Source organism: Arthrobacter sp. efr-133-R2A-63, from assembly GCF_030209795.1.
Lineage (GTDB): Bacteria > Actinomycetota > Actinomycetes > Actinomycetales > Micrococcaceae > Arthrobacter > Arthrobacter bambusae_A.
Genome location: NZ_JARVRG010000004.1, coordinates 176,352 through 190,442 on the forward strand (window position 1 = coordinate 176,352; position 14,091 = coordinate 190,442).

The window sequence follows — 14,091 nt, forward strand, 5'->3', positions numbered from 1 at the left end:
TGACATGCGCCTCTGGCAGCGATGCAGTGCGGCGAGTCTTGAGATCCGCTGGAAAACAGCATTCAGGGGTGTGCATCGCTGAAGGTTCCAAATGTCAATTGTCGGTGCGAGTCAGTACGGTAGGTACATGAGTTTCACCGAGTTCCAGGCGCCGGCAAACCACCTTATCGATACCGTTCTTCCGGTGCGCCCAGCCATGGTTGACCGCGGATCTGCCGAACGCCTGAAGCCAGGCATGCTGGATGAAGTGATCTCCTCGGGCGCGGCCAAAGCCATGGTGTTGTCCCAGCGCCAAGCCCTCGTCGTGGGCGACAAGCTGTGGCTGGGCGACGCCGCGCCGCTCTTCGACGCCCTTCAAGCGGCTGGCGGACCGCTCACTGCCATCTATCTCGGCCGGACCCTCGCTGCTTCATCGGCCCCGGAGAAAACGCCCATCGTCCTCTTTGTGCCCGCCGAGCCGCTTTCGCCCGGAGCCGCGGGCCTTCCGGCCGACGGTTCCTGGGCAGGATTCCGGGAGGTCGCTGCCCGTCTCGGTGCCATGGACACGGCCTTGTTTGTTGAGGCCAGCGCCATTTCCAACTGGCATGCAACCCATACCCACTGCCCGCAGTGTGGAACTCCCACGGAAATCGAAGCCGGCGGCTGGGTCCGGCGGTGCCCGCGGGACAAATCGGAACACTATCCAAGGACCGATCCGGCCATCATCGTCACCGTGGTCGGTTCCGACGGCAGGCTGCTCCTGGGCGGAGGAGGGCCGCTTGACGCCAAGAACTACTCCACGCTGGCCGGCTTCGTGGAGCCGGGGGAATCGCTTGAACAGGCCGTGGTCCGCGAAATCGGCGAAGAAGTGGGCGTGCGGGTCACCGCGTGCCAGTACCTTGGATCGCAGTCGTGGCCGTTTCCGGCCTCCCTCATGCTCGGGTTCACCGCAACAACGGACGACGTCGAGGCCCGGCCCGACGGCGTCGAGGTCACCCGGGCGCGCTGGTTCAGCCGCGCGGAACTCCAGGCAGCCGTGCTCAGCGGTGAAATCACGATCTCCACGAGGCTTTCGATTGCGCGTTCCCTGATCGAGCACTGGTACGGCGGCGTCATCGAGGACCTCCAGCAGTGACGGACGGTATTTTCAGCGAGACCGTTTCACTCGAGGACCGGATTCTCGGCGGCCTTGATGCCGAGCAGCGGGAAGTCGCCAGCAACCTCAACGGGCCGATGTGCGTCCTGGCCGGAGCGGGTACGGGAAAAACCCGGGCCATTACGCACCGCATTGCCTACGGTGTGCACTCCGGTGTCTACAGCCCGCAGCGCCTCCTGGCCGTCACCTTCACGTCCCGGGCGGCCGCCGAGATGCGCAGCCGGCTGCGGGATCTCGGCGTCGGAAACGTCCAGGCACGCACCTTTCACGCTGCGGCGCTCAGGCAACTCCAGTTCTTCTGGCCGCAGGCAATCGGCGGCGTCCTGCCGAACTTGCTGGACCACAAGGCGAACATGATCGCCGAAGCCGCGCGGCGGCTCCGGTTGAGTACGGACCGGGCATCCATCCGTGATCTTGCTGCTGAGATCGAGTGGGCCAAGGTTTCCATGCTGACGCCGGCCAACTACCTTGAGAACGCGCACGGCCGCGGCACTCCGGGAGGCTTCGACCTCACCGCCGTCGCACGGGTTTTCCAGTCTTACGAGGACGTGAAGACGGACCGCAATGTGATCGACTTCGAGGACGTCCTGTTGATCACGGTGGGCATCCTCCAGGAGGACCCGAAAGTGGCAGCCACGGTCCGCGAGCAGTACCGGCACTTTGTCGTGGACGAGTACCAGGACGTTTCCCCGCTCCAGCAGAGGCTTCTGGAGCTGTGGCTCGGCGGCCGCGACGAACTCTGCGTAGTGGGCGACTCCAGCCAGACCATCTACTCCTTCACGGGAGCCTCTCCCAAGCATCTCCTCGGATTCAAGGGCCATTACCCTTCCGCGACGGTCGTCAAACTCGTTCGCGACTACCGTTCCACGCCCCAAGTGGTGAAGCTCGCCAACGATCTCCTGGGATCCCGCCGCAGTGGTGGGACGGTTGCCGACGCCGCTTGGGCCAAGCCCCTGCAGTTGGTAGCCCAGCGCCCGGCCGGACCTGAGCCCCGGTTCATGGAGTGCCCCGACGACGAAGCCGAGGCGGCGGTGGTCGCGGGCCGGATCCGGGAATTGATCGACGCCGGCACCAAGGCGAGCGAGATTGCCGTGCTTTTCCGCACCAACGGCCAGTCGGAAGCGTACGAACAAGCTCTTGCCTCTGCGGGTATCGGCTACCAGCTGCGGGGCGGTGAGCGTTTCTTCGCCCGCAAGGAAGTCCGCGACGCCATCCTGCAGCTGCGGGCGGCCACGCGTGCCGTTGCCGAGGATTCCGGCAAGGAACCGCTCGGCCAACTGGTCCGGGACATCGTGGCTTCGCTCGGCTACACGGATGCCGCCCCACATAGCGGCGGTGCCCTCCGCGAACGCTGGGAGTCGCTGGCAGCACTGGTGGCACTCGCGGACGAACTTGTTGTCAGCCGTGGGCCGGAATTCACCTTGATGGAATTCGTCAACGAACTCCAGGAACGTTCGGTTGCGCAGCACGCGCCGACGGTCCAGGGCGTGACCCTCGCATCGCTGCACGCCGCGAAGGGCCTGGAATGGGATGCCGTGTTCCTGGTCGGCTTGAGCGAAGGACTCATGCCTATTTCCTTTGCCGACACTCCCGAGAGCGTGGACGAAGAACGCCGACTTCTCTACGTCGGGATCACGCGGGCGCGCGAGCACCTGAACCTGTCCTGGTCCACGGCCCGCACGCCGGGCGGCCGTGCCAATCGCAAGCCTTCGCGCTTCCTCGACGGGCTCCGTCCCGATTCGGTGCTCGGAGCCAGCGCGCGCAGCCGCGCCACTCCACGGCGCAAGGCGGCAGCACCGGCGTCGTGCAGGGTCTGCGGCACGATGCTCGCCACTGGCGCCGAACGCAAAGTGGGTCGCTGTAGCCAGTGCCCGCCTACGTACGAAGAACAGACTTTTGAGGCCTTGCGGCAATGGCGCAAGGAAGAGGCCTTGAGCAACGATGTCCCCGCCTACGTGGTCTTCACGGACGCGACATTGACGGCCATCGCCGAAGCCCGGCCCGCTTCGCTTGAGGAGCTTGCGAAACTCGCCGGCGTCGGACCCTCCAAGCTGGAAAAGTACGGCGAAGCCGTGCTGGCGGTTCTGGTCGAGAACGGGTCTGCCTAGTGCCTCCGGTCGCGCGCCAGCCGGCTTTGCCGCTGACCACCGACGACGGCATGCCTGTCGTCGTTCGTCGCTCCGCCCGCCGTCGTCGCACCGTGGCGGCCTTCTGGGAGGACGGGAACGCCGTTATTGCGATCCCTGCCCACTTCACGAAGGCCCAGGAGAATGAATGGGTCCGGCGGATGCTGGACAAGCTCAAGAGGCAGGGGGAGCGGGGCGCTCAGGGTGCCGGCAGGAGGAGGCCCGCGAGCGACGCGGCCCTTGCCGCTCACGCCGCGGAACTCTCGTCACGGTACCTGGGCGGCCGTGCGGCCCCGACGTCGGTCCGCTGGGTCAGCAACCAGAAGTCACGGTGGGGCTCGGCGACTCCCGCGGACGGGACCATCCGGCTTTCGGACAAGCTCCGGGCCATGCCCCAATGGGTGATCGACTACGTGTTGCTCCACGAACTCGCGCACCTTCTGGTGGCCGGGCACAATGCCGCGTTTTGGCGCCTGCTGGAGGAGTACCCCGAAACGCAGCGGGCGAAGGCCTTCCTGGAGGGCGTCGCCTTTGCGACGTCGCGGGGGCTTGGACCGGATGAAGAAGGCGCCGGCGCACCAGCCGGGGGCTGGGACGCCGACGCCGACTAGGCGTTTCAGGAGCGGCTATCCTTTGGGCTCTTCGGGTCCCGTGTTATCGGGCGAATCTCCGTCTTCAGGCTTCGGAGCCTCCGGGGTGCCCTCTGTGTTCTCCTCATCCTTCGGAGCGTCGTAGCCGCCTTCAAGGAGCTTCTGCAATGCATCGTCCACCTCGGTGTCGCTGGCTTCAGCCAAGCGGCGCCGTTCGGTGAAGCCCGCCGGGTCGTCGAGGTCATGCGCGGTGGGGAGCAGGTCGGGGTGCTGCCAGATGGCGTCGCGGCCGGCGATTCCACGTTCGTCCTTCAAAGCGGCCCAGAGCGTCGCGGCTTCGCGCAGGCGCCGCGGGCGCAGCTCGAGTCCCACCAGCGAGGAGAACGCGTGTTCGGCGGGTCCTCCCGTGGCGCGGCGCCTGCGCACGGTCTCGCGGAGGGCGACGGCGGATGGCAGCACGTTCTCGGTGGCGGCGGCCGTGAGTTCGTCCACCCAGCCCTCAACCAGCGCCAGGGCGGTTTCGAGTTTCTCGAGGGCAGCCGACTGTTCGGGAGTGCGTTCGGGGGTGAATACCCCTTGGGAGAGGGCTTCTTGAATGCCCTCGGGGTTGCCGGGATCCAGGTCCCGGGCGAGATCCTCCACGCGGGACAAGTCGATATGGATGCCCCGGGCATACGCTTCAATCGCTCCGAGGAGATGGCCGCGCAGCCAAGGAACCTGCACAAAGAGCCGGGCATGTGCGGCTTCACGGACGGCGAGGAACAACCGGACGTCGTTCTCAGGGACGCTCAGGCCTTCGCCGAACTTCGCCACATTGGCTGGCAGCAACGCCATTTCGAGGTCGGCGAGTGGGACGCCGATGTCGGTGGAGCTGACCACTTCGGCGGACAGGGCGCCGATGGCCTGGCCCAGTTGCATTCCGAAGATTGCTCCACCCATGTTCTGCAACATGGACGAGGTGCCGCCCATCATGGCCTTCATTTCTTCCGGCATCTGCTGGGTCAGCGCGTCCGACAGGGCGTTGGCGATGCTGTTGGCCACCGGCTCCGTGAGCCGTTTCCACGTAGCGAGGGTAGCTTCCACCCATTCAGCGCGGGACCAAGCGCGGCCGATGAGGCCGGTTGCCTGAAGATCGGTCACCGGATCGAGCCAGAGTTCCGCGAGCCGGAGCGCTTCGTCGACCTCGCGCGCCTGCACGGCGTTCACCGAGGGATCAGTGCCGGCAGCGGCAACCCGGCGGGCGTTCTCGTGGGCGAGCTGCCAATTGACAGGGCCCTCGGAAGTGGAGCTCATCATGGCCTGTACCTGGGCGAACATTTGCTGCAGCATGTTGGGGTCGTTTGGCAGCCCTGCGGCCTTTGCCAGTTCGGCGGGGTCGATGTTGCCCATGCCTTGCCCGCCCATCAGGTTCTTCAGCATTTCTGCCAAGGGATCCACGGGTGAATCGTCTCCATTAGGAGGGGTATTGGGGTTGGAGGTCATGGTGCCGCCGATCGTCGGTGTGACTGGTGATCACTTTCAAGGTACCGCGATGCCCGGGGGCTGTCTGCCTCAGGAACGCGTCGTTCGCTCTAGGCAAAGCACGTCTGGCAGGCACAGCAAGTAGGGTGGATCGTTGGTATGTTTACTGGCCTCCACCCTGAGGGGGTCGAAACGGTAGCGTTGGGCACACAGTTCCCGGCGCGGAGAGGCCTTTCATTGACTAGTTTGCCGAGCCCCGGAGCTGCCGCGGAACCCGGACAGCCTCTCGGCCCCTCCACCCCCCAGGGCGTCCCGACGTCGGACGGCCGTTTCGCGGCGGGGGACGCCGCGCCATCGCAGGAACCGCCCCAACCGCCACGTCGCCGGGACGGACGGTACATCGCGATGCTGGTCTCCGGCGCGCTGACCATCGTCCTGGGAATCGCCGCGGCTGTCCTCCCTGTTCCCTACGTCGTGGAATCTCCCGGTCCGACGTTCAACACCTTGGGCACCGACCACAACAAACCGGTCATCAGCATCACGGGACACGCGACATATCCCGCCAAGGGCAACCTGGACCTGACCACCGTCTACATCAACGGCGGCCCCAACGGACCCGTCAACATTTTCGAGGCGTTCCAAGCATGGCTGGACGGTTCGAAGGCGGTATATCCCGAAGAACTTCTCTATCCCAAGGGCACCACCAGGCAGCAATCCGAACAGGAAAGCGCGGTTGCCATGACCACCTCCCAGGAGAACGCCGTTGCCTCGGCCCTCCAGGAGGAAAACATTCCGTACGGGCAGAAGCTTGAAGTCGCGGGGCTGTCCGACGGCTCGGCCTCCTCAGGCAAACTCCAAGCGGGGGATGTCTTTACCTCGATCAACGGCAAGGCGATCACGTCCCTGAACGTCGTCCAAACCGCACTGGCGGCCGGCGCGGGGGCGCCGGCCGCCGTCGTGGTCGACCGGAACGGCAAGCCCGTAACGGTGAGCATCACCCCGGGCAAGGGCTCAAACGGCAAGTACATCCTGGGCGTACTGCTGCAGTACAAGTTCACCTTCCCGTTCGACGTCAAGATCTCCCTGGACCAGGTGGGCGGACCGAGTGCCGGCATGATGTTCGCACTGGGCATCATCGATAGCATCACCCCCGGCGACCTCACGGGGGGCAAGCATGTGGCCGGCACGGGCACCATTTCGCCGGACGGCACCGTCGGCCCGATTGGTGGAATCGCCCAGAAAATGCGCGGAGCCCGCAATGGCGGCGCCACCCTTTTCCTGGCGCCCGCCGCCAACTGCGACGAGGTCGTGGGGCACATTCCGGACGGGCTGCAGGTAGTCAAAGTGGATACTCTGGCGGACGCAAAATCAGCCGTTGAACGACTCGCCTCGGGCCAGGACATGTCCCGCCTCCCGGCATGCTCCAACAACTAGACTGATGATGGAACTTAGCTCCACTGCCACTCGTGGCACTAATGACGGCCTCCGCCATTAGCACCCGGCACCGGGGCCGACGAACACACACGCACTGATGACCGTAAACTGACGACCAGCGATGAGGTATCGAGTTTGTCCCGTCCAGCCAGCACCAGCCCGCCCGGAAGACCGCAGCGGAGACGGGGTGCCCTCACTCCAACTTTGATCATCGTCGCCGTCGTGGTGGTGGGATTCATTTTCTTCGCCAATGTGTGGACAGACGTCCTCTGGTATCAGCAGTTGGGCTTCTTCGAAGTCTATTTCCGGGAGAACCTGGCCCGGATCCTGATCTTCCTCGCGGGCTTCGTGCTGATGGCCGTGCCGATTTTCTACGCAATCCGCGTCGCCTATCACGCACGGCCTGTCTACGCCCCGGACGCCGAGGTCAGGGACAACCTGAACCGGTACCAGGCTCAACTCGAACCTGTGCGGCGCGTGGTCATGATCGGCATCCCCGTGCTGTTCGGCCTCTTCGCCGGCAGCGCGGCCGCGAGCCAGTGGCAAGCGGTGCTCTTGTTCTTCAACCAGGTGCCGTTCGGCCAGAGCGACCCGCAATTTGGCCTGGACATCAGTTTCTATCTCATGACCTTGCCGTTCCTCGGCTTCGCCACAGGCTTCCTCATGAGTGTTGTGGTGATCGCCGGCATCGCCGGAATCCTCACCCACTATCTCTATGGAAGCATCCGGCTCATGGAGCGCGGCATCTTCACCAGCCGTGCAGCCCAAATCCACCTCGCCGTGACCGGAGCCGTTTTCCTGCTGCTGCTTGGAGCCAACTTCTGGCTCAACGTCTACGACACCGTTCAAAACCAAGGCGGTCACTGGGCCGGCGCCCTCTATACCGACGTCAACGCGGTGATCCCCACACAGACAATCCTGGCCGTTGCCGCGGGTCTGGTGGCTATCCTCTTCATTGTGGCCGCCGTGATCGGGCGTTGGCGCCTGCCGGTCATCGGCACGGCCATGCTGATCATCACGTCCATCCTCGCGGGAGGGGTCTACCCCTGGGTCATCCAACAGTTCCAGGTCCGCCCCTCTGAGCAGACGTTGGAAAACAAGTACATCGATCGCAATATTTCGATGACCCGGGCAGCGTACGGTTTGGACAAGATTCAGGTATCCCCGTATAACGCCACCACGGACGCCAAGACCGGGGCGCTTGCCAAGGATGCGCAGACCACCGCCAATATCCGGTTGTTGGACCCGAACCTTGTCTCTTCTGCGTTCTCCCAGTTGGAGCAGTACCGTCCGTATTACCAGTTCCCCAAGTCCCTGAACGTCGACCGCTACACCGTGGACGGCAAGACCCAGGACACCGTGATCGCAGTCCGTGAGTTGAACCAGGACGGGCTCAACGCAAGCCAGCAGACCTGGGTCAACCGGCACATCGTCTACACACACGGTTACGGCGTCGTGGCTGCCAAGGGCAACACGGTCACCGTCGACGGCAAGCCGGACTTCCTGTTGTCCGGGATTCCGTCCATGGGTATCCTAGGCAGCGATACGAGCTACCAACCCCGCATCTACTTCGGTGAGGATTCGCCTGACTACTCGGTTGTCGGCGCCCCGGACGGTGCTCCTCAGCGCGAGCAGGACCGTCCTGCCGCCACGGACAGCACCACCGAGACGCAGTACACCTTCACCGGCAATGGTGGCCCCAGCGTGGGCAACTGGTTCAACCGCCTCCTGTACTCCATCAAGTTCCAGTCCTCGGATCTGCTGCTGTCTGACGGCGTCAATGTGAAGTCCCAGATCCTCTACGACCGCTCTCCGCGAGATCGAGTTGAAAAGGTCGCTCCGTACCTGACCGTGGATGGCAGCGCCTATCCGGCGGTTATTGATGGCCGGGTGAAGTGGATCGTGGACGGTTACACCACCAGCCAGTACTTCCCCTACTCCCAGCAGCAACAACTGCAAACCGCCACCGCTGACTCGCAAACGACCTCCGGGCGCACTGCGGTCTTGCCGAACAGCTCCGTCAACTACATCAGGAACTCGGTCAAAGCGACTGTTGACGCCTATGACGGCTCAGTGACGCTGTACGCCTGGGACGACCAGGACCCCATTCTGAAGTCCTGGCAGAAGATCTTCCCCAGCACCATCAAACCGATCTCGGAGATGTCCGGACAGCTGATGAGCCACGTGCGTTATCCGGAGGATCTCTTCAAGGTCCAGCAGGAGCTGCTTGGCCGTTACCACGTGACCAACGCGGACAGCTTCTACCAGAACAACGACGCGTGGAGCGTGCCGAACGATCCTACAGTCACTGATCCCGTCCGGCAGCCTCCGTATTACCTGTCCCTGCAGATGCCCGGCCAGACCAAGCCGGCGTTCCAGCTGACCTCCTCGTTCATTCCACAGGTAGTCAACGGAAACGCCCGGAACATCCTGTATGGCTTCCTGGCTGCCGACTCCGACGCCGGCAACCAGAAGGGGGTGAAGGCGGACTCATATGGCCAGTTGCGATTGCTCCAATTGCCCACGGATACCCAGGTTCCGGGCCCGGGCCAGGCGCAGAACAAGTTCAACTCTGATCCTGAGGTGTCGCAGCAACTCAACCTGCTCAGGCAAGGAGCTTCCGATGTGCTCAACGGCAACCTTCTGACATTGCCGGTGGGTGGCGGCCTGCTTTACGTGCAGCCGGTTTACGTGAAGTCAACTGGCGAAACGTCCTACCCGACGCTTCAGCGAGTGCTCGTAGCCTTTGGTGACAAGGTAGGTTTCGCGTCCACCTTGGATGCGGCGCTGAAGGTCTTGTTCGGCGGCGATTCCGGTGCCTCGGCAGGAGACTCGGCCAATAACGGCCAGACCACCACCACTCCGCCAGGGAGTACTACACCCCCTGCCGCGGCGGATGCCCAGGCTCAGCTGAAGGCTGCGTTGGATCAGGCAAACAAGGCCATCCAAGATGGACAGGCCGCCCTGGCCAAGGGTGACTTCGCGGGATACGGCGCCCAGCAGAACCTTCTGTCCGCAGCAATACAGAAAGCTCTCGACGCCGAGTCGCGGCTTGGCGTCGCCCCGGCTCCGTCAGCGAGTGCAAGCCCGTCGGCGAGCCCGTTGCCGACGCCGTCCCCTTCGCCGAGCAAGTAGGCAATTCTCCAGCCGGCTGATTTCGCCCTGGCCGGGGGTATGAAAGACCGGGCCAGCCCATAGTGGGTTGGCCCGGTCTTTCTTTTGATCGGGAGGCCGGGGCGAGGGAGACGGAGGTCACGTCGTCTGGATTTGGCCTGACATTCACCTGCGGGTAAAGTAGTTCTTGCGACGCGGGGTGGAGCAGTTCGGTAGCTCGCTGGGCTCATAACCCAGAGGTCACAGGTTCAAATCCTGTCCCCGCAACTGGAGAAAAGATCCGGCACAGTGGAAACACTGTGCCGGATCTTTTTTGTTTTCCGCCGATGTGTGGCTGGGGAGGGCGGAATGGGTAGAGCGCATGCCTGGGACGGCGCCGAGTCCCAACGTGCCGCAGCCCACACCCGGGTGGTCAGAGGTGTCCTTGAATGTGCGGTAGAGTTGATTTTGCGACGCGGGGTGGAGCAGTTCGGTAGCTCGCTGGGCTCATAACCCAGAGGTCACAGGTTCAAATCCTGTCCCCGCAACTAAATAACGAAAGAGTCCGCCCGCCTGGGCGGACTCTTTCGTTTAACTCCTGCTCTTGCGGCTTTCCCGCTTTCCCGGGGGTATGGGACACAGCGTGTGTACTGCCTGGGGACGTCTTGGACACAGTCTTTGACGGCTATGCGGGCCATTCCGGGTGATTCGTTTTTCCACACGTAGAAGCGCTGAGATCCACACTGAGATTGCCGGAAAGTACACTGATTTTGGGCCATTTTGCACGGATTTTGGCCACTTCGCCCCCTGAAAGGCGCAATTTAGGGCTAGTTTCTTGGGCGGGGGATTGTGGCAGTGTTCTCCCGGGTACCGAAGCTTGACGAGTTCCAAGCGGAGCGCCGGGAACAACTCCCGGGGGCGCTCCGCGTTGGCCGGTTCGAGGAGGATCTTTCGATGAAAAAGCTTTTGAAGGTCGTGGGCGCGTCGGCGGATGGAGCGGCTGCGGGCGTCGCACTGGTTTTTGTCCTGTGTATTGCTACCGGCTTGATCGCCATCTTGACAGGTTCGCCCGTCAGTTTGCCCGGATTCCTGGCGGTCGCCGCTGGAAGTGAAAATGGCGCCTTGGCCCTGGAAGCCCGGCCCACGTTTGCCGGATTCGCCGTTGTCGTTGCCTTGACGATGTTGGCCAGGATGATCCAGTTCGCCCGACGCCGGGACCCTGCGACTCCCGCTCCGCGCTGACGATCCAACCCCCTGGAGGCCGCACGCTTGAGGGACTGCGCCTGGGACGCATACCAAAGACGCATACCAAAACCGATGCGGAAAAGCCCGCCTCCCGGAAGAATCACTAGGAGTTCCAAGTATTCCTTCCTTCGCTCCATGGTAAATACTAGGAGTTCCTAGTATTCTCGATTCCAAGCGTCAGCCATTTGCATCGAGGGAGCTGTTGAATGAAGATCGTCGTGCTCGTCAAACAAGTGCCGGATACGGCTGAGGAACGGAAGCTCGACCCGGCAACCGGGCAGCTGGACCGTGAGTCCACCGATTTGGTTGTCGATGAGATCAACGAGCGCGCCCTCGAAACCGCGTTGCGCATCAAAGATACGAACAAGGGCACTGAAGTAGTGGCCATGACCATGGGGCCCGATCAAGCCACCCAGTCGCTGCGCAAGGCCCTTTCCATGGGAGCCGATTCAGGCGTCCATGTCGTGGATGATTCCCTCAGCGGCGCCGATACCGGGCGTACAGCCGCGACCTTGGCGGCAGCGCTGAGGTCCACAGGATTTGACGTGGTGGTGGCCGGGAACGAATCGACGGATGGCCGCGCCGGCGTCGTGCCTGCCATGATTGCCGAACATCTCCAGTTGCCGCTGTTGGGATCGCTGATCTCCGCGGAAATCGCCGACGACGGCGTACGCGGCGTTCGCCAGGGCGAGGGCGGGACTCTCAACGTCCGCGCCGGATTGCCCGCCATCCTCACGGTGACCGAACGTTTCCCGGAGGCCAGGTTTCCCAACTTCAAGGGCATCCTGACGGCCAAGCGCAAACCCGTGATCACCTTGTCCGTCGCAGATCTCGGCGTCGCGGCGACCCCCAGCCGCAGCGTGGTGATCTCCACCGCTGAACGCCCGCCGCGCGCAGCCGGACGGAAACTCATCGATGACGGGGACGCAGCCAGCGAACTGGCCGAGTTCCTCGTCGCCAACCGACTGGTCTGAGGGAGGACAAGAAAATGACGAACATCCTGACACTCATTGAAGTTTCCCACCGCGGCGGGATTGCCGCTTCCGCCCGCGGACTGCTGGCTGCCGCAGCGACGCTCGGTTCGCCGGTCGCCGTCGTCGTGTCGGCTGCTCCCTTGGCGGACGACGACGTCGCGCGCCTCGGCGAGCTGGGCGCGGTCAAGGTCTACTCGGCTGTGACCGCTGCCGCCGGCAGTGTCTTGGTGGCACCCGCAGTGGATGCACTGAGCGGGGCCGTCGATGCCTATAGGCCGGCTGCGGTCCTCACCGCGAACTCCGTGGACGGCCGCGAAGCAGCCGCCCGGCTTGCAGTGCGGGTCGGCGGAAGCGTGCTCGCCGACGTGGTTCGCGTGCGCAGCGACAACGGAACCGTTGTCGCCCAACATTCTGTGTTTGGCGGTGCCTACACCGTCGAGTCCGTGGTGGAAGGCGGACTGCCCGTCCTCACCATCCGGCAGGGGGCGATCGAAGGGGAGGCTCCTGCGGCCACGGCAGAAGTGGACACAGTGTCCCTGGAAGCCACGACGGACGCTGCCACTGTCATTGACCAGTTCAACGACGACGTTGCCGTCTCCGTCCGGCCCGAGCTGCGAACTGCCGCCACGGTGGTCTCCGGCGGACGGGGCCTGGGCTCGTCCGAGAACTTCGTGCTGGTCGAACAGCTCGCCGACGCCCTGGGGGCTGCGATCGGTGCGTCACGTGCCGCCGTCGACGCCGGTTACATAGCCCAGACGGCCCAGGTGGGCCAGACCGGCGTGAGCGTGTCCCCGCAGCTGTACATCGCACTGGGAATTTCCGGAGCCATCCAGCACCGCGCAGGCATGCAGACTGCAAAGACCATCGTGGCCATCAACAAAGACGAGGACGCGCCCATTTTCGAGGTGGCCGACTTCGGAATCGTGGGCGATATCTTCACGGTGGTTCCGAAACTCATCGAGGCCGTCAAAGCCCGTTCCAACTGACGGCGTAACAGGCTTTGGCCGCTTCGGTCCAAAGTCTGTTAGCTTGATGCGTCCCTGATTGCGAAGTTCTTCCGAGAGGTGTCTGAGAAGATGTCCACCCCCGCCAAAAAGTCGACAGCAGCCAAGAGCAAATGGTCCCAACCCCTCTGGGTGGTTCCAGGCGTGCTGCTGGCACTTTTGCTCATCGTCTTGTTGGCCAAATGGTTGACGGGCCTGTCGGGTGTGCAGTCGTTCTTGCACGACTTCCCGGGCGCCTCCAGCCTCCCCGGGAACGCTCCTGTGGGTTTCCCGGCATGGCTCGGATGGCAGCACTTCCTGAATGTCTTCTTCATGGTGCTCATCGTTCGATCCGGTTGGCAGGTCCGCACGGCCAAGAGGCCGCCTGCCCAATGGACCCGCAACAACAAAGGATTCATCCGGACCAAGAATGCGCCGACCAAGATCAGCCTGGACCTGTGGTTCCACCTGACCCTGGATGCCCTGTGGGTGCTGAATGGCATCGTCTTCATCATCGTGATTTTTGCTACCGGGCAGTGGATGCGGATCATCCCCACCAGCTGGGATGTCTTCCCGAATGCCGTTTCCGCCGCCCTTCAGTACGCCTCGTTGAACTGGCCCACTGAGGACGGCTGGGTGAACTACAACGCCCTGCAGTTGCTGACCTACTTCGTCACGGTCTTCATCGCCGCCCCGCTTGCCATCATCACCGGCCTGCGCACCTCCTCTGCCTGGCCCAAGAAGGCCGGGACGGTCAACAAGATCTATCCCATCGAGCTTGCCCGGGCGGTGCATTTCCCGGTGATGGTGTACTTCGTGCTCTTCACCATCGTGCACGTCACCTTGGTCCTCGCTACCGGGGCCCTGCGCAACCTGAACCACATGTACGGCGGCAGCGACGATATCAACTGGGTTGGTTTCGGCATTTTCGCCGTATCCCTCTTGGTCATTGTGGGCGCGTGGTTCCTCGCGCGGCCTCTGTTCCTTCGCCCCGTCGCTTCGCTGATGGGCAAAGTCAGCAAGTAAAAGCATCGAATAGCCAGTAGAACC

Annotated in this window: 10 protein-coding genes and 2 tRNA genes; 11 read left to right on the plus strand and 1 reads right to left on the minus strand. The window is 63.5% G+C overall.

All coding sequences use genetic code 11. The features are described from left to right. Positions 1 to 127 precede the first annotated feature (127 nt). From nudC to QRN45_RS01475, 3 genes are read left to right on the plus strand one after another with little or no spacing between them, the layout of a single operon-like run. Positions 128 to 1,114 carry an NAD(+) diphosphatase gene (nudC, locus tag QRN45_RS01465; protein WP_241710501.1) on the plus strand — a complete coding sequence of 329 codons (987 nt, stop codon included), beginning with the start codon at positions 128 to 130 and terminating at the stop codon, positions 1,112 to 1,114. After that, positions 1,111 to 3,243: an ATP-dependent DNA helicase UvrD2 gene (locus QRN45_RS01470; RefSeq protein ID WP_284762248.1), complete on the plus strand. Its 2,133-nt coding sequence runs from the start codon at positions 1,111 to 1,113 to the stop codon at positions 3,241 to 3,243. Before nudC ends, QRN45_RS01470 begins: the two co-directional genes overlap by 4 nt. Positions 3,244 to 3,293: 50 nt before the next feature. Further along, positions 3,294 to 3,872, plus strand: a complete 579-nt coding sequence (locus tag QRN45_RS01475; protein WP_284762370.1) for a M48 metallopeptidase family protein — start codon at positions 3,294 to 3,296, stop codon at positions 3,870 to 3,872. A 15-nt stretch (positions 3,873 to 3,887) separates the two neighbouring features. Here the strand turns inward: QRN45_RS01475 and QRN45_RS01480 are convergent, their stop codons facing one another. Next, on the minus strand, positions 3,888 to 5,333 hold the full coding sequence (locus QRN45_RS01480; RefSeq protein WP_078108345.1) for a zinc-dependent metalloprotease: 1,446 nt from the start codon (positions 5,331 to 5,333) through the stop codon (positions 3,888 to 3,890). A 216-nt stretch (positions 5,334 to 5,549) separates the two neighbouring features. Here QRN45_RS01480 and QRN45_RS01485 point away from each other — a divergent pair, with 216 nt between their 5' ends. The 8 genes from QRN45_RS01485 (at position 5,550) to QRN45_RS01520 (ending at position 14,067) form a co-directional block, all read left to right on the plus strand. Continuing rightward, the gene (locus QRN45_RS01485; RefSeq protein WP_372489704.1) at positions 5,550 to 6,746 is read left to right on the plus strand and encodes a YlbL family protein; all 1,197 of its coding nucleotides are present in this window, start codon (positions 5,550 to 5,552) and stop codon (positions 6,744 to 6,746) included. A 135-nt stretch (positions 6,747 to 6,881) separates the two neighbouring features. Further along, the gene (locus QRN45_RS01490) at positions 6,882 to 9,881 is read left to right on the plus strand and encodes a UPF0182 family membrane protein (protein WP_078108347.1); all 3,000 of its coding nucleotides are present in this window, start codon (positions 6,882 to 6,884) and stop codon (positions 9,879 to 9,881) included. A gap of 172 nt (positions 9,882 to 10,053) precedes the next feature. Further along, a tRNA-Met gene (locus tag QRN45_RS01495) sits at positions 10,054 to 10,127 on the plus strand. 186 nt (positions 10,128 to 10,313) lie between these two features. Continuing rightward, positions 10,314 to 10,387, plus strand: a tRNA-Met gene (locus QRN45_RS01500). Positions 10,388 to 10,793: 406 nt separating this feature from the next. Continuing rightward, positions 10,794 to 11,081, plus strand: a complete 288-nt coding sequence (locus QRN45_RS01505) for a hypothetical protein (RefSeq protein ID WP_241709150.1) — start codon at positions 10,794 to 10,796, stop codon at positions 11,079 to 11,081. Between the two features lie 209 nt (positions 11,082 to 11,290). Continuing rightward, complete coding sequence (locus QRN45_RS01510) at positions 11,291 to 12,058, plus strand: electron transfer flavoprotein subunit beta/FixA family protein (protein ID WP_264636645.1); 768 nt, start codon at positions 11,291 to 11,293, stop codon at positions 12,056 to 12,058. Positions 12,059 to 12,072: 14 nt separating this feature from the next. Further along, positions 12,073 to 13,044 (plus strand): electron transfer flavoprotein subunit alpha/FixB family protein, encoded by a 972-nt coding sequence (locus QRN45_RS01515; RefSeq protein WP_264636644.1) that lies wholly within the window; start codon positions 12,073 to 12,075, stop codon positions 13,042 to 13,044. Positions 13,045 to 13,134: 90 nt separating this feature from the next. Next, entirely contained in the window at positions 13,135 to 14,067 is a 933-nt protein-coding gene (locus QRN45_RS01520; RefSeq protein ID WP_241709153.1) for a cytochrome b/b6 domain-containing protein, read from the plus strand. The last annotated feature ends 24 nt before the right edge of the window (positions 14,068 to 14,091 follow it).